At 72.0% G+C, this 25,180-nt stretch carries 17 protein-coding genes; 13 read left to right on the plus strand and 4 right to left on the minus strand.

Annotation, left to right across the window (positions count from 1 at the left end):
* Positions 1-201 precede the first annotated feature (201 nt).
* Positions 202-2,307: an autotransporter gene (locus OG595_RS08060; protein WP_329269436.1), complete on the plus strand. Its 2,106-nt coding sequence runs from the start codon at positions 202-204 to the stop codon at positions 2,305-2,307.
* A gap of 265 nt (positions 2,308-2,572) precedes the next feature.
* On the plus strand, positions 2,573-2,764 hold the full coding sequence (locus OG595_RS08065; protein WP_329269437.1) for a DUF1737 domain-containing protein: 192 nt from the start codon (positions 2,573-2,575) through the stop codon (positions 2,762-2,764).
* A 136-nt stretch (positions 2,765-2,900) separates the two neighbouring features.
* Here the strand turns inward: OG595_RS08065 and OG595_RS08070 are convergent, their stop codons facing one another.
* Entirely contained in the window at positions 2,901-4,313 is a 1,413-nt protein-coding gene (locus OG595_RS08070; RefSeq protein WP_329269439.1) for an amino acid permease, read from the minus strand.
* A gap of 153 nt (positions 4,314-4,466) precedes the next feature.
* Between OG595_RS08070 and mmuM the strand changes: the two genes are divergently transcribed.
* Positions 4,467-5,405, plus strand: coding sequence for a homocysteine S-methyltransferase (gene mmuM / locus OG595_RS08075; protein WP_329269441.1), 939 nt, complete (start codon positions 4,467-4,469; stop codon positions 5,403-5,405).
* 166 nt (positions 5,406-5,571) lie between these two features.
* On the opposite strand, the gene OG595_RS08080 is transcribed toward mmuM, so the two are convergent.
* Entirely contained in the window at positions 5,572-7,245 is a 1,674-nt protein-coding gene (locus tag OG595_RS08080; RefSeq protein WP_329269443.1) for a carboxylesterase/lipase family protein, read from the minus strand.
* Positions 7,246-7,541: 296 nt separating this feature from the next.
* On the opposite strand from OG595_RS08080, the gene OG595_RS08085 reads away from it, so the two are divergent.
* Entirely contained in the window at positions 7,542-7,991 is a 450-nt protein-coding gene (locus OG595_RS08085; protein WP_329269446.1) for a VOC family protein, read from the plus strand.
* On the opposite strand, the gene OG595_RS08090 is transcribed toward OG595_RS08085, so the two are convergent.
* Positions 7,968-8,663 (minus strand): helix-turn-helix transcriptional regulator, encoded by a 696-nt coding sequence (locus OG595_RS08090; RefSeq protein WP_329269448.1) that lies wholly within the window; start codon positions 8,661-8,663, stop codon positions 7,968-7,970. The two genes, OG595_RS08085 and OG595_RS08090, sit on opposite strands and share 24 nt — an antisense overlap.
* 256 nt (positions 8,664-8,919) lie before the next feature.
* Positions 8,920-10,071 (minus strand): YihY/virulence factor BrkB family protein, encoded by a 1,152-nt coding sequence (locus OG595_RS08095; protein ID WP_329269449.1) that lies wholly within the window; start codon positions 10,069-10,071, stop codon positions 8,920-8,922.
* A gap of 663 nt (positions 10,072-10,734) precedes the next feature.
* Here OG595_RS08095 and OG595_RS08100 point away from each other — a divergent pair.
* The 9 genes from OG595_RS08100 (at position 10,735) to OG595_RS08140 (ending at position 25,173) form a co-directional block, all read left to right on the plus strand.
* The gene (locus OG595_RS08100) at positions 10,735-12,033 is read left to right on the plus strand and encodes a heparan-alpha-glucosaminide N-acetyltransferase domain-containing protein (protein WP_329269451.1); all 1,299 of its coding nucleotides are present in this window, start codon (positions 10,735-10,737) and stop codon (positions 12,031-12,033) included.
* Between the two features lie 52 nt (positions 12,034-12,085).
* Complete coding sequence (locus tag OG595_RS08105) at positions 12,086-14,689, plus strand: Pls/PosA family non-ribosomal peptide synthetase (protein ID WP_329269454.1); 2,604 nt, start codon at positions 12,086-12,088, stop codon at positions 14,687-14,689.
* Positions 14,686-17,040, plus strand: coding sequence for an amino acid adenylation domain-containing protein (locus tag OG595_RS08110; protein WP_329269456.1), 2,355 nt, complete (start codon positions 14,686-14,688; stop codon positions 17,038-17,040). The genes OG595_RS08105 and OG595_RS08110 overlap by 4 nt, the downstream gene beginning before the upstream one ends.
* Positions 17,041-17,074: 34 nt before the next feature.
* The gene (locus OG595_RS08115; protein ID WP_329269458.1) at positions 17,075-18,142 is read left to right on the plus strand and encodes a TauD/TfdA family dioxygenase; all 1,068 of its coding nucleotides are present in this window, start codon (positions 17,075-17,077) and stop codon (positions 18,140-18,142) included.
* Entirely contained in the window at positions 18,139-19,176 is a 1,038-nt protein-coding gene (gene sbnB, locus OG595_RS08120; RefSeq protein WP_329269461.1) for a 2,3-diaminopropionate biosynthesis protein SbnB, read from the plus strand. Before OG595_RS08115 ends, sbnB begins: the two co-directional genes overlap by 4 nt.
* Before the next feature lie 99 nt (positions 19,177-19,275).
* The gene (gene sbnA / locus OG595_RS08125; RefSeq protein ID WP_329269463.1) at positions 19,276-20,283 is read left to right on the plus strand and encodes a 2,3-diaminopropionate biosynthesis protein SbnA; all 1,008 of its coding nucleotides are present in this window, start codon (positions 19,276-19,278) and stop codon (positions 20,281-20,283) included.
* Positions 20,284-20,383: 100 nt separating this feature from the next.
* Positions 20,384-22,018, plus strand: coding sequence for an acyl-CoA dehydrogenase family protein (locus tag OG595_RS08130; RefSeq protein WP_329269464.1), 1,635 nt, complete (start codon positions 20,384-20,386; stop codon positions 22,016-22,018).
* 263 nt (positions 22,019-22,281) lie between these two features.
* Positions 22,282-23,577, plus strand: a complete 1,296-nt coding sequence (locus OG595_RS08135) for a GAF domain-containing protein (protein ID WP_329269467.1) — start codon at positions 22,282-22,284, stop codon at positions 23,575-23,577.
* Positions 23,578-23,766: 189 nt separating this feature from the next.
* Positions 23,767-25,173 (plus strand): hypothetical protein, encoded by a 1,407-nt coding sequence (locus OG595_RS08140; RefSeq protein WP_329269470.1) that lies wholly within the window; start codon positions 23,767-23,769, stop codon positions 25,171-25,173.
* The last annotated feature ends 7 nt before the right edge of the window (positions 25,174-25,180 follow it).

The raw sequence follows: 25,180 nt of genomic DNA on the forward strand, positions 1-25,180 counted from the left end.
CGAGTGCCGAAAAGGTAAGCGCGTGTTACGGGAAGGTCAACTGGTCGGAGGGGATGAATCCGCTGAGCAACTTTCTGTTATCGCGCGGAGGTCGGGCCCGTCTCCTGTCACGTGCACAGCCACTCCCCCAACACCAGCCCCGCTCCCAGGACAGCTCACCGGACCTCTCGACGGACCGTCACGTCCGCCTCGGCACTCACGATGACCGTCCTCCTGCTCGGTGCCCCGCCCGCGTCGGCGGCCGGTTCCCGGGACGCCACCGCCGACGTGCTCGCCGGCCGGGACGTCACGCTCACCGGCGACACGGTGGTGACCGTGCCCGCCGGGACGACGACGTACGACGGTGTCTTCCGGGGCGAGGGCACCCTCACCGTGCGCGGCACCGGCACCCTGATCCTGACCAGGGACAGCGACTTCACGCTGCCCAGGTCCCGGCAGGGGCAGCAGGTGAGCGTCCCGGGCGGCAACCACCCGTACGTCACGGTGACGAACCCCGACCCACCGGGCGTGACCGTCGAGCGGGGAGCCACCCTCCAGTACGGCGACGGCGGTACGACGGGCCTGATCGGCCACTTCCCTTACAACACACCGGCGTTCCGGCTGAACCAGGACAACATCCGGGTGGACGGCACCCTGCGTCTCTCGCTGAAGAGCGCGTACAACCTGGGCACGATCAGTGGCGCCGGACTGGTGACGCAGCCCCGCTTCCTCTGGGGCACCTGGGACCTCTCGGGCGTCCACGCCTTCTCCGGGGTGATCGACAACGGCACCCAGGTGAACGCGGGCCGACCGGAGTTCGCGACGTCGCTCCCCCGCGTGCGCAAGGTCCTCAACCAGGGCACCTGGACGGTCGACACGCCGCTCGGCCAGACGGTCACCATGGGGATGGACTTCTACCAGCGCGAGTACGGCAGCGACATCAACATCCAGTCCCGCCCGGGGTCGAAGGTGGTGTTGACCGGTCAGTACAGCTGGTCGGACCGGGGCGGCGACACCGACCCGTCGCTCAGCGATCCCGCCCTCAACTGGACGCCCGCCCGCAGACACGTCAACAAGCGCGGCACCAACATCAAGGGCGCGAACGTCCAGTGGGGCGACGGGACGACGAACAGGATCTTCATGCCGGGGACGGCGGAGACGGTGTACATCAACCTCCTCGCGGCGAGATCCCGTTCGCTCCTGACGTTCGACTACGACGGCCCGGTGACACTGGGGGCCCCCATCGGCGGCGGCCGGTTCCACGACACCCTGTCCGCGCCCGGCGCCGGTGACATCGTCATCAAGGGGACGCGCGGCAACGATGTCACGTTCGCCGCGGTCCAGTACTACGACGGGTCGACGACGGTCGAGAAGGGCGCGGTACTGCGCCTGGGCAGCGGAAGGGCGGGCGGCGACGGTGGCCTGTACACGAAGGGTTCCCTCTACAAGGTCGTGAACGACGGCTCGTTGGTGGTGCGGAACACGAGCCGGGCGCTGGTGCTGTCGCGGATCAGCGGCGGTGGCTCGTTCACCCAGTCGGGCTCGGCGACGACGACACTGACGGGCAGCGGAGTCACGTACGGCGGGAGCACGACGGTCACGAAGGGCACGCTGGCACTCAGGGGCGGCGCAACTCTCGCCCACAGCAAGGCGATTCGGCTGACCTCGGCGGGCGCGAGGCTGGACGTGGGCTCGGCGGGGCTGCGCGTGGGGACCACGCTCACCGGCTCGGGAACGGTCAAGGGCTCGGTGACGAACGAGGGTGTGGTGGCCGGCGAGTTGACGGTGACCGGAAGCTACACGCAGGGCCCGAAGGGCGAACTCGTGCTGCGGGGGCGGCCGTTGAAGGTCTCCGGCGCGGTGCGGCTGGCGGGGGCGCTGGACCTGTCGGCGGCGGGTTCGGCCTCCGCCGCTGCCTCCGCCCGCACGATCACGGTGCTGAACCACGCGGGGCGCGCGAGGACGGCCGGTGCGTTCAGCGGGCTGAAGGAGGGTGCCGCGCTGAAGCTCGGCGACACGACGTACCGGATCAGCTACCGGGGCGGTGACGGCAACGACGTGGTCCTGGCGGCGGTCGCGAAGAGTGCGTCGCCGGCCGCGGGTCCGGGGGCACGCTCGGGGTCAGCGGCGGGGGCAGGAGCGGGCTCGGTGGCGGCGGCCGGCGCGAACACCGACTCCGCTTCCGCGGCGACCGGGACAGGGCTCGGCTTCTGGCCCTACGCGATGGCGGTCGGGCTGTTGGCGGGGCTGATGATCCCGGCCGCCCGGAAGGTCCGGGGGCCCGGGAACGGGCGACGGCGGGGCGGACGGCACGCGGCGCAGGGCTGAGCGGAACGGAGCGGGACCGATGGGGACCGGTCCGAGGCGGGCGGGACCTGGCGGCGTCGCCGCTCCCCCGAGGTGAAGTCGAGACCGGCGGGAAGGTCCGGAGCGCGCTTCGGCGTCGGTCGAACACGGTGGCCGCGATCGCGCCGGGGGCCACGGCCCCGCGACGCCGCTCAAGGTCGGTGCGCGACACGCCCTTGGCGCCGGGTGGCTCGGAACGTACCCGCCCGGAGGCTCCGTCGACGGAGGTTCTGAGATCCTTCTCCGTATGAGTACGCCACCGGATGGTCTGCCCGTCTATCGAGTCCTGACCGGCCCGGACGACGTCACGTTCTGTCAGCGTGTGAGCGAGGCGATCGGCCTCGGCTACGAACTGCACGAAGGCCCGGCCGTCACCTTCGACGGTGAGAACGTCATCATCGCCCAGGCACTGGTGTGGCCGGTGCCGGTTCGGCGGTGAGCTGCACCGTTGTGGGCCCCTCGGCCGAGGGGCCCACAACGCGTTTCCGGCCAGGACCCGCCCGGCGGCGGACGCCCCGCACACCTCACCGCGCCTCGCGCTCCGGGTACGGCGTCTCCGACGGCAGGCTCCCGGATCAGGCGGCCACCGTCTCGCTCGCATCAGGCGCCTGCGGGTCCCCCGTCGACTGCCGCCCCCGCATCCACACGTACACCGGGATCCCCGCGAACAGGAACAGCACCCCCTGGTACACCGCCGCATAGCCCGCGCCCGCGATCAGCCAGAAGGAGAAGGCGAAGGAGAGGCCCGCGACGATCAGGTCGCGGACCAGGCCGGCCGGGCGGACCTGGTCGCGTGATCCCCTGGCCAGCCAGTACAGCTGGGCCGCCGCCGAGAGGAGGTACGGGACGCAGCCCGTGAACGTCGTGATCAGGACCAGGACGCGGAAGGTGGTGTCCGGGCCCGCCGTGTAGTTGAAGGCGATGAGGATCGTGCCGAGGACCGCGCACGCCCAGACGCCGAAGCCGGGCACCCCGCCCTTGCCGACCTTCGCGAACGGTGCCGGGAAGAGACCGTCGCGAGCCGCCGCGTACGGCATCTGCGCGGCGAGCAGGATCCAGCCGTTGAGGCAGCCGACGATCGACGCGACCGCCACCAGCGCGATGGCCGTACCGCCCCAGCTGCCGCCGGTGATCGCGTTCACCGCGTCGGCGAAGGGGGCACCGGAGCCGACCAGCTTGTCGTGCGGGACCAGGCCGAAGACCGCGACCGTGCCCAGGATGTAGACGAGGGCCGAGCCGAGCGTGCCCAGGACGCTCGCGCGGCCGACGTTGCGCTCGGGGTTCTCCACCTCGCCCGCGCTGATCGCCGCCGACTCGACGCCCAGGAAGCTGTACAGGAGCAGCGCGGCGGAGGCGGCGAGGGCGCCGGGCACGCTGTCGCCGGACGCGTTGAACGCGCCGAAGTTGTCGGTGTCGATGAAGAACAGGCCGACCGTGGCCACCACCAGCAGCGGCACGAACTTGAGGATCGTCGACACGATCTGTACGCCGCCGACCCACCGGGTGCCCGCGAAGTTCGCGGCGGCCGGCAGCCAGAGGGCCAGGATCGCGACCAGCGCGCCCAGGGCGTGACTGTCGTGCAGAGGGATCAGTACGTCGACGTAGCCCACCGCCGCGACCGCCAGGGCGGCGATGCTGACCCAGGTCATCGTCCAGTACGACCACGCCGACAGGAAGCCCGCGAAGGGGCCGAAGGCGTCGCGCGGGTACACGTACAGGCCGCCGGTGACCGGGCTGCGGCGGGCCAGCTTGCCGAAGAGCAGGGCGAGCAGTACCGCGCCGATCGACAGGACCAGGAAGGCGAGCAGGCTCACCGAGCCGTACGGGGCGACCGTGGCGGGCAGGACGAAGATGCCGCCGCCGATGATGTTGCCCATCACGAGCGCGGTGGCGGCGGCCAGGCCGAAGGTGCGGCGGGGAGTGGCCTCGGTCGGCGCGGTCGGAGTCAGCTCCGGCTCGTCTGCCTCGGTGGTGCTGGGAGCAGTCATGACACTTCCGGTGGGCGGGGAGGGACGGGGAGAGGCGGGGAGTAGCGGGTGCGGGGAGGGCGTGATCGTAACTCGCCATCCCACATTGTGGTCCATCTGTTCATGTACTGGACACATGCGGCCGTCGGGTCGGCCGTCGGCTAGCGTCGAGGCATGACCAGCGAGACCAGTGAAGCCGCCAGTTCCTCCGCCGCCGCCTCCTTCTCCGCCGCCCTGTCCTCGGGTGCGCCCCTCGTCCTCGACGGTGGCATGTCCAACCAGCTGGGGTCCGCCGGGCACGATCTGAGCGACGAGCTGTGGTCGGCGCGGCTGCTGGTCGAGCAGCCCGAGGCGATCGTCGACGCGCACCTCGCCTACTACGAGGCGGGCGCGGACGTCGCGATCACCTCCAGTTACCAGGCCACCTTCGAGGGCTTCGCCAAGCGGGGCATCGGCCGCGAACGCGCCGCAGAGCTGCTCGCGCTGAGCGTGGAACTGGCCCGCGAGGCCGCCCGCCGGGCGAAGACGGAGCGGCCGTTGTGGGTGGCGGCGTCCGTCGGACCGTACGGGGCGATGCTCGCGGACGGGTCCGAGTACCGGGGGCGGTACGGGCTGAGCGTGGCGGAGCTGGAGCGTTTCCACCGGCCTCGGGTGGAGGTGCTGGCCGCCGCCGGACCCGACGTCCTGGCTCTGGAGACGGTCCCCGACCTCGACGAGGCCGACGCCCTGCTGCGCGCGGTGCGCGGGCTCGGGGTGCCGGTCTGGCTGTCGTACAGCGTGGCCGGGGAGCGGACGCGGGCCGGGCAGCCGCTGACGGAGGCGTTCGCGCTGGCCGCCGAGGCGGACGAGGTCGTCGCGGTCGGCGTCAACTGCTGTGTACCCGAGGACGTGGACGGCGCCGTGGAGCTGGCGGCCCGGGTGTCCGGCAAGCCGGTCGTGGTCTATCCGAACAGCGGCGAGGTCTGGGACGCCGACGCCCGTGCCTGGACCGGCAGTTCGACCTTCGCCGCCGGCCAGGTGACGGGCTGGCGGGACTCGGGGGCGCGGTTGGTCGGCGGATGCTGCCGGGTGGGGCCGCAGGCGATCACGTCGATCGCCGACACGTTGCGCTGACGGGGTACGCGACGCACCTCCCGTAGAAATCATTTTGTATCCGGCACGCGATGCGCGATGTGGCGTCGCGGCGGTGACGCGGAAGGGCGCACCGCCGCCATGGCACTGATACAGCCGGTCACAGGCCCGGACGTCCGCGTCCGCGACCCCCGCCCGGTGGCGGCGATCAGCGTCGGGGAACACCGCCGGGGCGGCGCAGCCGTCGTACGACGGACAGCGGTTCGGCACCCCGGAGGGGCGACCGGGGCCGAGTGGCCGCCCCGGGTCCGGGCTCCGGAGCCGCCAGGGGGGTGGCGGCCCGGTCGGCGGCCCACAGGGCCAGTTCGCGGTCGCGCGGGCCTTCCACGGTGTGCGGGTCGCCGTCGCCGAAGACGCGCACCGGGTGCGAGGCGTCCCAGGGCCGCCAGCCCGGGTCACCGTCGACGGCGAAGCGCACCCACGCGGTGTGCATGGCCTCGGCGAGTTCCTCCGGGGCGCCCTGGCCCGCCAGCTTGGCCGACTCGGGGGCCTGGTGGGTGTCGAACACGAATCCCAGTTCGAGGGCGTGGCAGGCGCCCAGACCTGGCCGGCCGGACGGCCACGCGAACTCGTACACATACGCCCTGCCGCCCGCTCCCCGGGCGTCCGCGAGGCGGTGCAGCGGTACCCGGAGCAGGTGGTCGGTGACCAGCTGGCCGACGAGGTCGGCCGTGCCGGCGTCGGGGTGCAGGGTGCGGTAGCCGCGCGGGACCTCGGGGCCGCAGTGGCAGCGGGCCATCGCGCCGGCCAGGGCGACCGCGCCGAGCCGGTCGACACGTTCCAGGAGCCCGCCGGGCACCAGCCACAGCCGGTACTCGTCCCGGGTCCAGCCCAGGAGCAGGTCCACGTCGGCGGCGGCTCCGTCGGTCAGGGCGTCCAGGGGGTCGCGGGGTACGAGGTCCCCGTCGACGACGATGCCGAAGGCGGGCCCGCCCAGCACCGGGCTGCTCAGCCGCCCCACCTCGCCCTGGACGCGCAGCAGCAGTTCCCGGTCGACGGCGGCGAAGGCCGCGGCGGTCGCGGGGATCTTCAGCCGGGTCGCCATCCGGCGCACCATCCGCCGTACCTTGTCGCGGTCGCTCACCTCGGGCGGCCCGCTCTGCAGCACCGCCCGCCGGAAGAGCCCCCGGGCCCGTGGGGAGGCGAGCAGGGCGCCGACGCTGATCGCGCCGGCCGACTGACCGAAGACGGTGACGCGGTCGGGGTCGCCGCCGAAGGCCGCGATCGACGCCTGTACCCACTCCAGCGCGGCGAGCTGGTCGCGCAGGCCGGGGTTCGGGGGTGCGTCCGGGAAGAGGCCGTAACCCTCCACGCCCAGGCGGTAGTTGACCGAGACGAGAACCACGCCGTCACGGGCGAAGGCCCGGCCGTCGTAGACGGGCACGGCCGAGGAGCCCCGGGTCAGGGCACCGCCGTGGATCCACACCATGACCGGGAGCCGGGCACCGTGGCCGGGCTCGGGTGTCCAGACGTTGAGGTTGAGGCAGTCGTCGCCGGGCACCACCGGGTCCGAGAGCAGCCTGGCGAAGGCCTCGGAGTACGGCGGTTTCGGCGCGGTGGGGCCGAACCCGCCCGCGTCGCGCACCCCGTCCCAGGGGGTGGGGGGCTCGGGCGGCCGGAACCGGCGGGGGCCGAAGGGCGGTGCGGCGTACGGGATGCCGCGGAACACGGCGATCCTGTGGCCGTCGTGTCCTGCGCGTCCGTCGTGCGCGTCACGCCCGTCGCGTCCTGCGCGTCCCCTGTGCCCTTCGCAGCCCTCGTACCGGCCACGGACATCCCCGTAGGGCGTCCGCACGACGGGCCGCGTCGACTCGTCCGTCATCTGCCCACCAGCTCCCTCGCCGCCGCTCGTGAACCGTTCAGATCAGAGCACCACATGACCTGCCGGTATTCCCGCGGGGGGAGCCATTCGGTGGGTGTGCCGGTGACAGCCCGCCTGGTCCAGGGTCACGGTGCGGGAGCGGTCCCTGTCGCAGCCGAACCGCACCGGACCGACGTTGTTCGCTCGGCGCCCTCCGCCGGGCGCGCAACCGGGGGGGGAGCGGGCGCCACAGCGGGGACTCCGACGTGTCCGATTCCTTCAAGACCGGCCATGGACGCCCCGCCTAACCTGGCCGTATGACTTCACAACCCACCTCACAGCCGACCCCCCGCCCCACGCCCCGGTTCGACGCCATCGGTGTCGTCGCCGCCGACCTCGCCGCCTCCGTCGCGTTCTACCGCCGGCTGGGTCTCGACTTCCCCGAGGGGGCCGAGCAGCAGCCGCACGTCGAGGCGGAACTGCCTGGCGGGATGCGGCTGTTGATCGACACCGAGGAGACCGTCCGGTCCTTCCACCCCGGGTGGCGGCCCCCCAGCGGCGGCGGCCGGATCGGACTGGCCGTGCTGTGCGGCTCGGCCGCCGAAGTCGACTCCCTCTACGAGGAGTTGGTGGACGCGGGGTATCGGAGCGAGCTGAAGCCGTGGGACGCCGTGTGGGGGCAGCGGTACGCGTCCGTGCTCGACCCTGACGGCAACGGGGTCGACCTGTTCGCACCGCTGGGCTCAGCCTCCTCCTCCCCCGAGTAGTCTCCCGAGCGGCATCCCCGCCAACTCCCTTACATCACGGGCGAAGTGGGCCTGGTCGGCGTACCCCGCGCGGGTGGCCGTCTCCGCGGAGGGCATCCCCTTCCGGGCCAGGGCGAGGGCGCGCTGGAGGCGGAGGATACGGGCCAGCGTCTTGGGGCCGTAGCCGAAGGCGGTCAGGGAGCGGCGGTGCAACTGGCGGACGCTCAGGCCCAGTTCGTCGGCCGTGCGGGCGACCGGGCGGCCCGCCTGAAGGGCCGTGACCAGGCCGCCAAGCAGAGGATCCGGCGGGTCCGCGCGCGCCGCCCGTTCCAGTGCCACCTCTTCGAGCGCCGCCGCCGGATCGGCCGCCGCGTCGAAGCGTGCCCCGAGGCGTCGCACCTCGGCCGCTCCCCACAGGTCGGCCAAGTCGACGCGCCGGTCCCGGAGTTCGTACGCGGGCACGCCCAGCAGGGCCGGCGCCGTGCCCGGGTGGAAGCGGACGCCCGCCCAGTGCGCGGGGGCTCCCTCCGGGACGTACGAGCGGGTGTCGGGTCCCGCGACCAGCAGCCGGCCCTCGCTCCACAGCAGGTCCATGCAGCCGTCGGGCAGGACGGGGCGCGCGTCGCCGAACCCGGCCGGGGTGTTCGTCCACACCGTCGCGCCCGTCAGCCGGGAGACCCGTTCCTCGTACACGTACGACACGCTACGCCGCCCGGCGCCGACGTCCACCGGATCCGTACCCGGGTCCCGGTGCGCCCGGTGCGCCCGCGGTCTGGTCCCCCACGCCCGTTCGAAGTCGCTGGACAGGGCGAACGCGCCGCCGTGTCGGACCCGGCGGCCGATCGCGGCGAGGGTGGGGTCCGTGGCGTATCCCGTACGGGAGAGCGCGGCGGCCGGGGTGCGGAAGGCGTGCGGCCGGAGCAGGCAGCGGGCGGCAGCCCGCTACCCGTCACTTCTCGGGGGGTGGGCCCTCTCCCGTCTTGGGTGTGCTCTTCACGTGGGCCCGCAGCCGGGACGTCACGTCCTCCGGGGGCAGGAAGCGCGACCAGCGTTCCGGGAACTCGGAGGGCATGTCGCAGTCGTCGGGGTCGTCGGGCTCGTAGGCCTGGACGACGGTCATCCGGGCGACGTACTCGGCGGCCTCCTCCTTGCGAATCCGTTCGTTGGCGGCTCGTGCCGCCGCGGTGGCGGCGGCCGGCCAGACGCGGTCGATCGCCGCGTTGACGGCGGCCCCGACGAGCACCGCGAACGCGGACACCCCGACCCACAGGAGGACGGCGACGGCCGCGGCGAGCGATCCGTAGATCGTGGCGCCCTCGATCGTCTTGGTCAGGTAGATCCGCAGCAGGAAGCTGCCGAGCACCCACATCGCGAGGGCCATCAGCGCGCCCGGGACGTCCTCGATCCACGGCGAGCGCACCGGGACCGACACATGGAACAGCGTCGTCAGGAAGGCGATGGACAACAGGATCACGACGGGCCAGTACAGAACCTGTACGAGGGTCTCCGACCACGGCAGGACGTTGAGCACGGCGTCCGGTCCGGCCACCATCAGCGGCAGCGCGACCGAGCCGATCAGCAGCGCCACGACGAACAGCACGAAGGCGACGAGCCTGGTCTTGACGATGCCGCGGACGCCGTCGAGGCCGTACATCACGGTGATGGTGTCGATGAAGACGTTCACCGCGCGCGAGCCGGACCAGAGGGCGAACAGGAACCCTATGGAGATGACGTCGGGCCGGCCGCCCTTCATCACGTCGTTCAGGATCGGCCGGGCGATCTCGGCGACACCCTTGTCGGACAGGACCGTGCGGGACGCCTCCAGGAGGTTGGTCTCCAGGCTGGTGATGGTGTCGGTGCCGGTCCAGTCGTCGACGTAGCCGAGCAGCCCGATCAGGCTCAGCAGCAGCGGCGGCACGGAGAGCAGCGTGAAGAAGGCCGCCTCCGCCGCCAGACCCAGGATCCGGTACTCGATGCACGAGTTGACGGTGTCCTTGAGCAACAGCCATGCGGTCCTGCGCTTGGAGACGTTCCGGTAGAGGACGCGCGCGCGGTGGAGTCGGCCGCTGGGGCTCTCGGGAGGTTCACTTGCTGCCTGCACGCCCTAACGGTATCGGGCGGGCGCCACCCCTCTCACCCTCCGGTGCCCCGGTCACGGCGCAGCGCCCGTACGCCGCTCCTTTCCCTCCGTTCCCGTGACGCGGCAGAAAACGAAGAGAAACCCAGTGGAAACCAGGCGGAACGATACGGCAGATAAATCGAATACGATTTCTGTCATGCACTTGGCGGCCATATTCGAGCGCCCTCAACCGGAATACCGCCGGGCAATTACACCTGTCCCGCGGAAAGCTTCCTGGTGAGACGGGCGAACAGGCGGTCGCCAACTGTACGAAAAGTCGTGACTCTGTAACAGGAAAGCGACATTACGCCGGGCCACCTTGACCCGTTCATAACCGGGTCGAAACAATTCGGATTGCATTCGCCGAGACACGCCCGACCAAGGACGCGCGAATCGAGGCGACACGGGGGCATCCGGGCTCCGACCAAGCCCGATCGAGCCGCGTTGTCTGCGATCCGCACGAAAACGTGCTGGTCCACGCCGTGCCGCACGCCGCGCTCATCGACAATTTCCGCTCTTACGTCTCATACCTCATTTCGTCCCGTACGCCATTCCCATATCGCGTCAACTGTCACTTCCGTCCACAGCTGCACCGCGGACGCACAGCGGACGCGAAATCCATCGTGCCAATTTACGGAGCGACCCATGCCTTTAACGACACCGCGCATCGCCGGTGTGGACGTGGTCCGTGGACTCGCGCTGCTCGGTATGTTCTCCGTGCATGTATTCGGAGCGTTCGAGCCTGACAATTCACCGACGGTGGCCTGGCAGTTGGCGGGCGGCCGGTCCTCGGCGACCTTCGCGCTGGTGGCCGGAGTCGGCCTCGCCTTCACCACCGGGGGCCGCACTCCCCGGGTCGGCCGCGGCTCGCTCGCCGCGGTCACCGCCCGGGCGCTCTCCGTCGGTCTCATCGGGCTGCTGCTGGGCTACGCCGCCAACGCGGGCGGCCTCGAAGTCGACGTCATCCTCGCCTTCTACGCCCTGCTGTTCCTGCTCGCCCTGCCCCTGCTGACCCTGCGGGCACGGACGTTGGCCTGCGTCGCCCTCGCTCTGGGCGTGGTCGCGCCGTTCCTCGTCCACCTGCTCAGGGGGGTGCTGCCCGAACCCGCCTTCGAGGGTGATCCGACGCTCCAGGACGTCGTCACCGACCCGGCCGGTCTCCTCTGCGCCCTTCTCGTCCACGGCTCCTATCCGGTCCTGGCGTGGATGGCGTACCTCTGCGCGGGGCTCGCCATCGGGCGCCTCGACCTCTTCGACCGGCGCACCGCGACCCGGCTGCTGACCGGCGGGCTGACGCTCGCCGCCGCCTCCTGGCTGGCCTGCTCGTGGTGGCTCTTCCGCTGGGGCGGTCTGGAGCGGCTGCGGCAGGCCGAGTTCCCCGACGCAACCGGGCCGCACGCCCGCGACGAGGTCCTGTGGGACAGCCCGGACGGCGCGACCTGGTGGTCGATGATCTCCCGCGCCCCGCACTCCACCTCGCCGTTCGACCTGCTGCACACCCTCGGCGCGTCCATCGCCCTGCTCGCCGCGGTCCTGCTGCTGAGCCGGCTCACCGCGGTGCGGCGTGCGCTGCTCCCGCTGGCGGCTGCCGGAAGCATGCCGCTGACGCTCTACACCGCCCATGTCCTGTTCCTCGCCACCGGAGCGCTGAACGGCTCCCCCGACCTCCAGTACGCCGTACTGGTCGCGGGCTCGCTGCTCTTCGCGGTCGGCTGGCGACTCGCCAGGGGCCGGGGCCCCCTGGAGTCCCTGGTCGCGGAGGCGGCCCGGCTCGCCAGGGAGTGGGAACGGGGACTGGGTCGGGGACGGGCGCAGGGGAGCCCGCCCGGGGCACCGGTCCGCGGACCCGAACCGACCGAACCGACCGAACCGACCGAACCGACCGAACCAGCCGAACCAGCCGAACCGACCGAACTGATCGAAAGCCAGGACCAGCACCGCTGAGGAGCTCATCGTGGGGGGAAAAGTGGGGGGAAAACCGATCGAGTTGGCACCCATGCCGCCGACCGATCCGACCGAGCACACGACCAAGCACACGACCGAACACCCGGCCGGGCTCACGGCCGGCGCCGGGGGCGGCACCGAGCGGATCCTCGCCGAGGTGCTCGCGGGCGTCGTGAAGCGGGACCAGGTCCCGCTGGACAGCCACTTCTTCGACGATCTCGGCGCCAACTCCCTGGTCATGGCGCACTTCTGCGCCCGGGTCAGGAAGCGGGACGACCTGCCGTCGGTGTCGATGAAGGACGTGTACGGCAATCCGACGATCCGGAGTCTGGCGGCGGCGCTCACCGACACCCCGGCCGAGGCACCCGCCGCACCGCCGGCCGAGGCCCCGGTGCCCGGCAGTACCTCGCGGTATGTCCTGTGCGGGGCGGCGCAGTTGCTGATCTTCGCCGCGTACTGCTTCCTCACCGGGCTCGTCACGGTCGAGGGCTACCAGTGGATCAACGCCGGTTCGGGGGCCGTCGACGTCTATCTGCGGTCGGTCGTGTTCGGCGGCGCCGCCTTCGCGGGGATGTGTGTGCTGCCGGTGGCCGCCAAGTGGGTGCTCGTCGGCCGGTGGCAGCGAGCCGAGTTCCCCGTCTGGGGGCTCGCCTATCTGCGCTTCTGGACGGTCAGGGCACTGCTCAACGCCAACCCGATGCGCCTGTTCACCGGGAACCCGCTGTACGTGCTCTACCTGCGGGCACTCGGCGCGCGGATCGGCAAGGGCGTCACCATCCTCTCGCCCGCCGTCCCGGTCTGCACCGACCTCCTCACGGTCGGCGCGGGCACGATCATCCGCAAGGACTCCTACTTCCTCTGCTACCGGGTCGTCGCCGGACGCGTCCGGACCGGCCCGGTCACCCTCGGCAGGAACGTCCACGTCGGCGAGAAGACCGTCCTCGACATCGGTACGTCGATGGGTGACGGTTCCCAACTCGGCCACGCCTCGGCGCTGTTCGAGGGCCAGGCGGTGCCGGCGGGCCTGCGCTGGCACGGCTCACCCGCCCAGCCCACGGACGTGGACCACGTGCGGATCCCCGGGGCCCACTGCTCCACCGCACGCCGGGCCGCCTACGGACTCGCGAGTCTTCTCCAACTCCTGCTGATGTACGTGCCGTTGGCGGTCGGTGGCAGCTTTCTGCTGCTCGACCTGGCACCCCGGCTCGAAGTACTGATCGATCCGGACGTGGCCGACATGATCTCGGTCCGCTTCTACGCCGAGGCCGTGGGCATCTCCCTCGCGCTCTTCGCCGCCGCGATCGTCGCCGGAGCCGTGACCGTGACCCTGGTCCCCCGGCTGCTGAACCTGGTGATCAGGCCCGGCCAGGTCTATCCGCTGTACGGCCCGCACTACTCGGCGCAGCGGGCCGTCGCCCGTCTGACCAACCTCAAGTTCTTCAAGTGGCTGTGCGGCGACAGCTCGTACATCGTCCACTATCTGCGGGCCATCGGATACGACCTCTCGCACGTCGAGCAGACCGGCTCCAACTTCGGTACCGAGATGCAGCACGAGAACCCGTACCTGGTCTCCGTCGGCCGCGGCACGATGGTCGCCGACGGGCTGTCGGTCCTGAACACCGACTACTCCGGTACGTCCTTCCGCGTCTCGCGGACGTCGATCGGGGCGCACAGCTTCCTCGGCAACCACATCGCCTACCCCGCCGGGGGCCGCACCGGCGAGAACGTCCTGCTCGCGACCAAGGTCATGGTGCCGCTCGACGGTGAACTCCGGGAGAACGTCGGCCTGTTGGGATCACCTTCGTTCGAGATCCCACGGTCGGTGGAGCGCGACAGCAGCTTCGACCATCTGCGTGAGGGCGACGAGTTCCGGCGGCGTCTCGCCGCGAAGAACCGCTACAACCTGCGCACGATCGGCCTGTTCCTGTTCGTCCGCTGGCTGCACTCCTTCCTCCTGACGGTGCTCGGCTTCGCCGCCTTCGCCGTGTACGGCACGCACGGCATCGCCGCCGGCGCGCTGGTCGGCGCGTCCCTGGTCCTCGGGCTCGTGCTCACCGCCGGGTACTACGTGCTGGTCGAACGGCTCATCACCCGGTTCCGGCGCCTGGTACCGCGGCTGGTCTCCATCTACGACCCGCACTTCTGGTGGCAGGAACGGCTGTGGAAGGTGCCGGTCGACTTTCTCGTCGTGTTCAACGGGACGCCGTTCAAGAACCTGCTGTGGCGGCTGCTGGGCGTCCGTGTCGGGCGCCGGGTCTTCGACGACGGCGCCGCCATCACCGAGCGCACGCTCACCACGATCGGCGACGACTGCACGCTCGGCGCGCACAGCAAGATCCAGGCCCACTCGCAGGAGGACGGCACCTACAAGTCCGACCACATCGTCCTCGGCCGGGGCGTCACGCTCGGCACCGGCGCGCTCGTCCACTACGGCGTGTCGATGGGCGACGGTTCCCAACTCGCCCCGGACTCCTTCCTGCTGAAGGGCGAGGAGGTGCCGTGCCTGGCCCGCTGGGGCGGCAACCCGGCGGTGGCCCTGCGCAGCGACCAGGTCCCACCGGCCGGACAGGTCGACCGGAACAGCCGGAGCGACCGGATCGCACACACCACAGACACCACAGACACCGCACAGATCTCGACGGGGGCAGTCCGATGAACACGATCCCACGCTGGATACCCGGCCCGGTGCCGGGCGAGAACCCGCGGCGCCCGCGCCACTCGGTGTACGCCGAGTACGAAGTCCCCTTGGACGCCAGTCTGTTGAGGTCGGCCTCGTTCGAGTCCGCGCTGCTCGCCGCGCACGCCAAGGTCCTTGCCGTGCTCTCCGGTGAACGGGAGGTCACCACCGGGTACGTGGCGGTGAAGGGCGGACGGCCCGTGCCCCGCCGGATGCTGGTCGGCCCCGGTTCCTGGCGGGAACTGCTGGCGATGACGGACCTCGCCGACGAGGTGGGCGAGGCCGACGAGCCGCCGTACGAGACCGTGCTCGACCCGCACGGCGGCGAGCCGGCCGACGACGGCGCCGACAGCATCGTGCTGCACCTGAGCGTCGGCGGGCGCACCCTGCGCCTGCGCCACCGCACCGACGTCCTCGACACCGGCGCGGCTGCCCGGATCGCCGGCTACCACCTGACCGCGCTCTCCCTGATGGCCGCCGACCCGGACGCCGACCACGAATCGCAGAGCCTGCTGTCGGGAGACGAACTCGCCTTCCAACTGGACGGGTTGGCGGGCCCGCACCGTGAACTCCCGGACCGCCGGGTGCACGAGCTGTTCGAGGAGCGGGTACGGCAGCACCCGGACGCGGTCGCGGCCGTGCAGGGCGGCACGGAGTGGACCTACCGGGAGCTCAACTCCCGGGCGAACCAGCTCGGTCGGGCGCTGCTGGCCCGCGGCCTGGCCCCTGAGGGTGTCGTCGCCGTGGTCACCGAGCGCAACCTCGACTGGATGGCCGCCGTGCTCGGGGTGCTCAAGGCGGGCGGTGTCTATCTGCCGGTCGAGCCGCACTTCCCGGCCGGGCGCATCGCCGCCACCCTCAGCCGCGCCGAGTGCGCGTTCGTCGTCACGGAACACGGCAGCACCACCACGCTGGACGGGACGGGGACCGACGTACCACGGCTGTATGTCGACGAGATCGGGGCGGAGGGGCACGCGGACCACGACCTGGGGGTGAGTGTCGGCGCGGACCGACTGGCCTACATCTACTTCACGTCCGGGTCGACCGGCGAGCCCAAGGGCGCGATGTGCGAGCACGCGGGCTTCGTCAACCACGTCCTCGCCAAGCTGGAGGATCTGGGCGTCGGCGAGGGCCAGGTGGTCGCGCAGACCGCTCCCCAGTGCTTCGACATCTCCCTGTGGCAGCTGGTGTCGGCGCTGCTCGTCGGCGGCCGGACCCTGCTGGTCGCGCAGGACGTGATCCTGGACGTGCCCCGGTTCGTGGACACGGTCGTGGACGGCGGGGTCAATGTGCTCCAGATCGTGCCGTCGTACCTCGAAGCCGTGCTGGCCGAGCTGGAGCAGCGGCCACGCGAACTCCCGGACCTGCACTGTGTGTCGGTCACCGGGGAGGCGGTGAAGCGGGAGCTGGTGCAGCGCTGGTTCGCCGCGCAGCCCGGCATCAAGGTCGCCAACGCCTATGGCCTGACCGAGACTTCGGACGACACCAACCACGAGGTGATGGACCGGGTGCCGGACGGGCCCCGGGTGCCGCTCGGCCGGCCCGTGCGCAACGTACGCGTGTACGTCGTCGACGAGCACCTCGCGCCCGTGCCGCTCGGGGCGCCCGGCGAGATCGTGTTCTCCGGGGTGTGTGTCGGGCGCGGGTACGTCAACGATCCCGAGCGCACGGCGGCGGCCTTCACGCTGGACCCGTACCGGCCCGGTGAGCGTCTCTACCGCAGTGGTGACCACGGGCGCTGGCTGCCCGACGGCAGGCTGGAGTTCCTCGGCCGCCGGGACACCCAGGTGAAGCTGCGCGGGTTCCGGATCGAGATCGGCGAGATCGAGAACGCGCTGCTGCGGGTGCCCGGGGTCCGGGACGGCGCCGTGGTGGTCGTGCGGGGCGCGCGGCTGGCGGCGTTCTGCACCGGCGCCGAACTCGTCGGCGTACAGGAGCGGTTGGCGCAGGCGCTGCCCGCGTACATGGTTCCGGCGGCCGTGCACTGGCGGGAGCGGCTGCCGCTCACCGCCAACGGCAAGACCGACCGCAGGACGCTCACCGCGCTCGCGGAGGAACTCGAATCCGCCGAGGACCGTGCCGTGGAGGGCGTCCGGGGGCCGGAGACCGCCGGTGAGCGGCGGCTGGCCGCCGCCTGGGCGGAGGTGCTCGGCGTCCCGGCGGACCGGATCGGCCGTCTGGACCACTTCTTCGACCGTGGCGGCACCTCGCTGTCCGCGGTCCGGCTCGCGATCGCCCTCAACCGGGCGATCACCCTCAAGGACGTCATCCGCCACCCGGTCCTCGCGGACCTGGCCGAGCTGCTCGACGCACCGGCCGCCACCGCCTGACGACGGCCGTCGCCGCACCGAAAGGAACGACACCATGACACTCTCGTCCGCCTCATCGACGTCAACCCCACTGTCCCGGGCCGCACTTCCCGGCATCGAGCTGGTACCCGGCCGACCGCCGACCCTGCGCACCCCGCCCGTCACCGACCCCGCGGAGTGGGCGGGCGCCCACCGGGACGCGCTGCGGGCGGCCGTCGCGGAGCACGGCTCGCTGCTGGTGCGCGGCCTCGGCCTGCACGAGCCGGTCGGCACCGGCGCCGTCCTGCGGCGGCTGGCCGACGGCCTGATGGGCGACCAGGAGGCCTTCGCGCCCCGGCGGCGGTACGCCGACGGCGTGTACTCGTCCTCCAAGTGGCCGCCGAACCAGCCGATGTGCATGCACCACGAGCTGAGCTACGCGCTGGACTTCCCCGGCCTGCTGATGTTCGCGTGTCTGGAGGCGCCCGCCGAGGGCGGCGCCACCGGGGTGGCCGACTCGGCGGCCGTGCTCGACGCGCTGCCCACCGAACTCGTCCAGCGCTTCGAGCGGGAGGGCTGGTTGCTCACCCGGACGTTCAACGACGAGATAGGCGCGACGGTCGCCGAGGCCTTCGGCACCTCCGACCGGGCCTCGGTCGAGCGGTACTGCCGGGCCCACGCCATCGAGTTCGTCTGGGAGCTGGACGGCTCCCTGCGCACCCGCCAGCGCCGCGGTGCCGTGCTGCGCCACCCGGTCACCGGCCACCGCTGCTGGTTCAACCAGATCGCGTTCCTCAACGAGTGGACGATGGACCCGGAGGTCCACGAGTACCTGGTCGACGTGTACGGCGCCGACGGTCTCCCCTTCAACACCCGCTACGGCAACGGCGATCCGATCGGCGAGGACGTCGTCCAGACCCTCAACGAGGTGTACGCGGCGCACACGGTGCGCGAGCCGTGGCGCGGCGGCGATCTGCTGCTCGTCGACAACATCCGTACGGCGCACAGCCGGGAGCCCTTCGAGGGGCCGCGCGAGGTCCTCGCCGCCCTCGCCGACCCGGTCCGCCGCACCGACTCCGCCGACTCCACCGGCTCCACCGGCTCCACCGGCTCCACCGGCTCCACCGAAGGGACAGCCTCATGACCACGAACCCTGTCACCGTCCCGCCGTTCTCGGTCGTCTCCGGCGAGCAGGTCCAACAGGCCCTCCAGGGCCGGGAGCCGGACGTCGTCGGCCTGGTCGAGGCGGTGTACCGGCTGCACGGGGCCGGGGACTCGGTGAACCCGCCCTCGTACTTCCTGCGGTTCCCGGACCGGCCGTCGTCCCGGATCATCGCGCTGCCCGCGTCGATCGGCGGGGACGTGCGCGTGGACGGGCTGAAGTGGGTCTCCAGCTTCCCGGAGAACGTGGCGGCCGGGATTCCGCGGGCGTCGGCCGTGCTGATCCTCAACGACCACGACACGGGCTATCCGTTCGCCTGCCTGGAGAGCTCCATCATCAGCGCCTCCCGTACGGCCGCCTCGGCCGCGCTGGCCGCCGACCGGCTGAGCCGGGGACGCGCCAGGCCCACGCGGGTCGGCTTCGTCGGCACCGGGCTCATCGCCCGCTACATCCACACCTATCTGGCCGCCACCGGCTGGGAGTTCGACGAGACAGGCGTGTTCGACCTGTCCCCCGACAGCGCGGCCGGCTTCCGGGGCTACCTGGAGCGGTCCGACGGCGTCGGCAAGGTCACCATCCACCACAGCGCCGAACAGCTCGTGCGGGCGAGCGACTTGCTGGTGTTCGCCACCGTGGCGGCGAAGCCGCACATCCACGACGTGTCGTGGTTCGACCACCATCCGCTCGTCCTGCACGTCTCGTTGCGCGACCTCGCGCCCGAGATCCTGCTCGCCTCGGCGAACTTCGTCGACGACGTCGAGCACTGCCTGAAGGCGGAGACCTCCCCGCACCTGGCCGAACAGCTCACCGGCGGCCGGGAGTTCATCGACGGCACGCTGGACGACGTGCTCACCGGGCGCACGAGGGTGCCGGTGGACCGGACGGTGGTGTTCTCGCCCTTCGGCCTCGGAGTGCTCGACCTCGCCGTCGGCAGGTTCGTCCACGACGAGGTGGCCCGCCGAGGCGAACTGCGTGTCGTCGACGGCTTCTTCCACGAACTGCGCCGGCACGGCTGACCCCCGTTCAGGGGGGTCGGTCGCAGCGCCCGGCCACCCGGGTGCCGTGCCACAGATCAGGCGGGCCGAGCACAGGCGCGCCACACACAGGGGGACAACATGCCAGTCATTTCGCAGCCGTCGGACTTCAACGAGGATGAGCTCTACGTCGACCTCCGGGCCACCGTGGGCCTCCCCCTCTTCCTGAAGTGCGAGGGCTTCAACTTCGCCGGTTCGATCAAGATGAAGGCCGCCTACGAGATGGTGACGGCCGCCGAACGGGACGGCAGGCTACGGCCGGGATCCGTGCTCGTGGAGTCCTCGTCGGGCAACCTGGGCGTCGCGCTCAGTGTGCTCGCGGCGGGCCGGGGCTACCGGTTCCTGTGCGTGACCGACTCGCGCTGCAACGCGCAGGCGATCCGCACGATGGAGGCGCTGGGCAGCCGGGTGCACGTCATCGACCGGCCCGACCTGCACGGCGGTTTCCTGGGCGCCCGGATCGGGTACGTCCGCGCGCTGTGCGCCTCCGACGAGCGGTATGTCTGGCTCAACCAGTACACCAACCAGGGGAATTGGCGGGCGCACTACCGTACGACGGCACCTGCCATCGCCCGCCGGTTCCCGGGCCTCGACGTCCTGTTCGTCGGCGCCGGCACCACCGGCACGCTGATGGGCTGCGCGCGCTGGTTCTGGCAGTGGAACCGGCGGGTGCGGATCGTCGCCGTGGACGCCGTCGGCTCGGTCACCTTCGGCGGTCCGCCCGGACCCCGGATGATCCCGGGCCTGGGCACGAGCGTACGGCCGCCGCTGCTCGACGAGTCGTACCTCGACGAGGTGATCCACGTCGAGGAACCGGACGCGGTGCGCGTCTGCCGCCGGCTGGCCTCCCGGGGCTTCCTGTTCGGCGGGTCCACGGGCACGGTGATCAGCGGGGCGACCCAGTGGCTGGCGCGGCACGACGGCCGCGACCTCACGGCGGTGGCGATCGCGCCGGATCTCGGCGAGCGCTACCTCGACACCGTGTACCACCCCGGCTGGCTGGAGGCCCTCCAGGGCGAGCAGGCCGCCGGCCAGAACCTGGCGTCCCTGGCCTCCGACGAACTGGCGGCACTCTCCCGGCCGGCCTGACCGGCGGCCACGTCACGGGGTGCCGCGCGGCGGCGGCCGTGTTCGTCCGCGGCTTCCGGCAGCAGGGGTGACCGGCGCCTGCAGGCGGTAGGTTCCCTCTATGGCAGCCAGCACCCACAGCGTGACCAACCAGGTGCCGCCCCTGGTCGGATATGACGTGTTCACCGCCGACAAGGCGCTGGTCGCGGCCGTCGAGCGGCATCTGGACCCCGGGCTTCTGGACGAAGCCCGGGACGACCTCTCCGGGCTGGGCCGGTCCGCCGGTTCCGCGCAGGTGCAGGAGTGGGGAGCACTCGCCAACGAGAACCCCCCGAAGCTGCGGACGCACGACCGGTACGGCAACCGGATCGACGAGGTGGAGTTCCATCCGGCCTGGCACCGGCTCCTCGGCAAGGGTGTCTCGGCCGGGCTGACGGCGGCCTGGACCCGGCCGGGCGGGCATGTGCGGCGGGCCGCGGGGTTCGTGGTGTGGTCGCAGGCCGAGGCGGGCCACGGCTGCCCGCTGTCGATGACCCACGCGGCGGTGCCCGCGCTGCGCACCGACCCGGCGCTGGCCGCCGAGTGGGAGCCCCGGCTGACGTCCACCGTCTACGAGGAGGGGCTCGGGCCGGCGGACCGCAAGGCCGGCGTGCTCTTCGGGATGGGCATGACGGAGAAACAGGGCGGCAGCGACGTACGGGCCAACACGACCGTCGCGAGGCCGCTCGCGGAGGACGGGACGTACGAGCTGACGGGCCACAAGTGGTTCTGCTCGGCGCCCATGTCGGACGGCTTCCTGGTGCTGGCGCAGGCCCCCGGCGGGGTGACCTGCTTCCTGCTGCCGCGCGTGCTGGCGGACGGCACGCGCAACGAGTTCCGGATCCAGCGGCTCAAGGACAAGCTGGGCAACCGGTCCAACGCCTCCGCCGAGGTCGAGTTCGACGGGACGTGGGTGCGCCGGGTCGGGGACGAGGGGCGCGGGGTGCGCACCATCATCGAGATGGTCTCGGCGACCCGGCTCGACTGTGTGCTCGGTGCCGCCGCGCTGATGCGGCAGGCGGTCGCCCAGGCGGTACACCACTGCACGTACCGCGAGGCCTTCGGCGGGAAGCTCGTCGACAAGCCGCTGATGCGCAACGTGCTGGCCGATCTGGCCCTGGAGTCGGAGGCGGCGACGACGCTCGCGCTGCGGCTCGCCGCCGCCCATGACGACGGCGGCGAGCAGGAACGGGCGTTCCTGCGGCTCGCGTTGCCGGCCGCCAAGTACTGGGTGACCAAGCGCTGCACCCCGCTGGTGACGGAGGCGTCCGAGTGCCTGGGCGGCAACGGCTATGTCGAGGAGTCGGGCATGCCCCGGCTGCTGCGCGAGTCGCCGCTCAACTCGATCTGGGAGGGCGCCGGGAACGTGCAGACGCTGGATGTGCTGCGGGCGATCCAGCGGGAGCCCGCCGCGCTCAACGCGTTCCTCCAGGAGGTCGGGAAGGCGCGCGGAGCGGACCACCGGCTGGACGGCGCCATCAAGGACCTGCTGACCGAACTCGCCGACCTGGACGGCATCGAGGGCCGGGCGCGGCGGCTGGTCGAGCGGATCGCGCTGGTGCTCCAGGGCTCGCTGCTGGTCCGGTTCGCGCCCCCGGAGACCGCCGACGCGTTCTGCGCCTCACGTCTGGGCGGCGACTGGGGCAACGCCTTCGGCACCCTCCCGCACACCCTGGATCTGGCGTCGGTCGTGGAGCGGGCCCGGCCGGTCGCCTAGCCGCTCGGCCGCTCATGTGGCGGGGGTGGTGCTGCGCCGACACGGCACCACCCCCGCCCACTTGCCCCGCATCGATCGGGAGCACGGACACCGCACTGGCGGCGTCGCCCAAGTTTCAAACACCGCAGGGCGGTTCACCAGGGTTGCAGGGGGTTGCAACTTGTTGGCGTCTGTGTACGGACTGTGGCCCTCCGCTCCCCCGGGGCGGCACCATGAGACATCGAGTCAATACGGGCCGGGAGGACACAGTGGCGAATGCGCCGATGGACGTCACACGACTCGCCGCCCGGGACGCGGCGCAGGCGGCGCGGGTGCTCAGTGACGTACGCGCGGCCCGCCTCACCGGGCAGCGACCGCTCCAGGCGCCCCGCGCGGTGATCGGCCAGTCCTGGGACCGCATGCTGCGCAGCGGCGTCGACCCCGACCACGGCGTCCGGACGGGGCTGCTGACCCACGAGGATCTGGAGCGGAGGCGCGAGACCTCCCGGCTGCGGCATGTCCTCCCGGTGCTGCGGCAGGGGCTGTTGTCGGTGGCGGACGCCGCCCAGCACATCATGCTCGTCGCGGACGAGGACGGCCGGGTGCTGTGGCGCGAGGGCAGTACGCCCGTGCTGCGCAGGGCCGACCGGTTCGGGATCGAGCCCGGCGCCGACTGGGCCGAGGAGGTCGTCGGCACCAACGGCGTGGGCACCCCGGTGGTCGCCCGGCGCCCCGTGCAGGTCTTCGCCTCCGAGCACTTCGTCCGGTCGCTCGCCACCTGGACGTGCACCGGCGCCCCCATCCTGGACCCCCGTGACGGCAGGCTGATCGGCGTGGTGGATGTCAGCGGACCGCTGGAGACCGTGCACCCCGCCACGCTCGCCTGGGTCGACTCGGTCGCCAAGCTCGCCGAGGCGCGGCTGCGGGAGCGGCACCACCAGTCGCTGGAGCGGCTGCGCGCGGTGGCGGCGCCGGTGCTGGCGCGGCTCGGCGGGCGGGCCCTGGTGGTGGACCGGGACGGCTGGACGGCCGCGGTCACCGGCCTGCCGTACACGAATCGTGTGGCCCTGCCCAAGTCGTTGTCGCCGGGCAGCAGTTGGCTGCCGGTGCTGGGACTGTGCGCGGTGGAGCCGCTGGCCGGCGGCTGGCTGATCCGCGTCGCCGCCGAGCCGGAGCCGCGCGGCGCCTCGCGGATCGTCCTGGACCTGCGCGGACCGCGCCGCTGTTCGGTGGCGGTGTCGGGCCCCGCGGGATCCTGGACCCACGAACTGAGTCCCCGGCACGCCGAGTTGCTCTACCTCCTGGCCCTGCACCCCACCGGCCGCAGCGCGGCGGCCCTGGCCGACGACTTGTTCGGGGACCCGGTCCGCACGGTGACCGTGCGCGCGGAGATGTCGCGGATACGGCGGTATCTCGGGGCGTTCCTCGACCACCGCCCGTACCGCTTCAGCGAGGACGCGGAGGTGACCGTCCTCCTCCCGGACGACCTCCGCGATCTGCTGCCCCACTCGACGGCGGCGTCCGTGGCGCAGGCGCGGGGCGCGGTGCCCGCGGGACGGCCGGCGGGAGACGCACGGTGACCGGACGTGACAGCGGGGTGAGAAGACGTGCTCGAACGATCCCCGGATGCAACACAGGGGTAAGGATTCCGGCGTATTCGACCAGGCCTGGCGCCCCCTGACGTACCATCCATCCCACGGCCCCCCACACTGCGACTCCGGTTCAACCTACGGAACGCGAGCCGCAGTTGGCCTGCCTCGGGAGGATGAATGACGTATCGCGGCAGACACCGCAGGCAGAGAAGGGGCAGAGCGCTGCGCGGCGTTCTCGCCGGAACCGCCCTCGCTCTGACCGCCGCGGCCACCATCGTCAGCGCCTCCCAGGCCGTGAGCAGCGACAACCCGGGACCCCTGAGGTCGATCACGTCCGCCGCCGAACTGACGGACTTCCAGCTCAAGGAGCACCTGGCTTCGAAGAGTTCGCTCGACCGGCTGGCCACCTCCATGGGCGGCACGGTGGGTGTGAGCACGGTGCTGGAGCACACCAACCGCACGCTGCGCGGCGCGGCCGAGTGTGCCCCCACCGAGACCGGGGCACTGCCCGTCGCCCCGACGGCCACCCACGCGTACTGCTGGGACGAGGCCGACTCGGCCAGTCAGCGCTGGCTGCCGCAGTCCGTGACCACCTCCGGCGACGCGGACGAGGACGGCCGCTGGGGTGCCAACCGGGTGATCCTCTCCGGCTGGACGCACAACGACGCCAAGCCGGACGAGCCCGAGGTCTCCCGGGGTCTCGCGCGGATCGCCGTCATCGACGCGAACGACCTGTCCGCCATGACGTACCGCTGGGTGCTCCTGGTCGTCCCGACGGAGGACGGCTCGGACTACCGCAAGCTGGAGTCCTCGATCTCCGGCATGGTCTGGTACCAGGACAAACTGCTGGTCACCGCCTCCGCCGAGGACACCGACCGCAAGTCCCTGTACGTCTACGACATGAACCGCATCCAGCGCGCCTCGGTCGACAGCCCGGCGGTCGGCCGGGTGCCCGGCGGCTGGTCGGCGCACGGGTACGGCTACGTCATGCCGGCGGTCGCCTCGTACAGCCTGACCGGTGGCGCGTGCGACCCGGCGGCCGACGACCGCACCCCCTGTTTCGGTTCCCTCTCGCTGGACCGCAGTTCCACGCCCGACAGCCTGGTCGCGAGCGAGTCGTTCGCGGCCGGCGCCGACCAGCGCAGCCGCCTGTGGCGCTACCCGTTCAGCCGCGCGGGCGACCGCTCCGGCCTCCTGGCCGCCAACGCCCTGGGCCGGGTGAACGCGGTGGAGGCCTACTCGACGAAGGCCACCGGCATCCAGGGCGTGCTGTCCTACCGGTCGGCGGGCGACGAGAAGGCGGACTGGTACGTCGGTCTCGCCCCCGCCGTCAAGGACCGGCACGGCACCCTGTGGCGGCTCGACGCGGAGGGCGCGAAGGCCGCCCGCTGCGGCGCCGACGGCGAGTCCCGCCGCTGTTGGGGCGAACAGGCCGAGTCCCTCTCCTACTGGGAGGGCACCGGGGAGGTCTGGTCACTGACCGAGTCGGCGGCGGACGAACGGTCCGGATGGCTCGGGGCACCGGTCCCGGAGCGGGTCCTGTACGCCGTACCGCTGTCGTCGATCACGGGGTCCCTGAAATAGCGCCCAC

This window comes from Streptomyces sp. NBC_01451 (assembly GCF_036227485.1).
Taxonomy (GTDB): Bacteria; Actinomycetota; Actinomycetes; order Streptomycetales; family Streptomycetaceae; genus Streptomyces.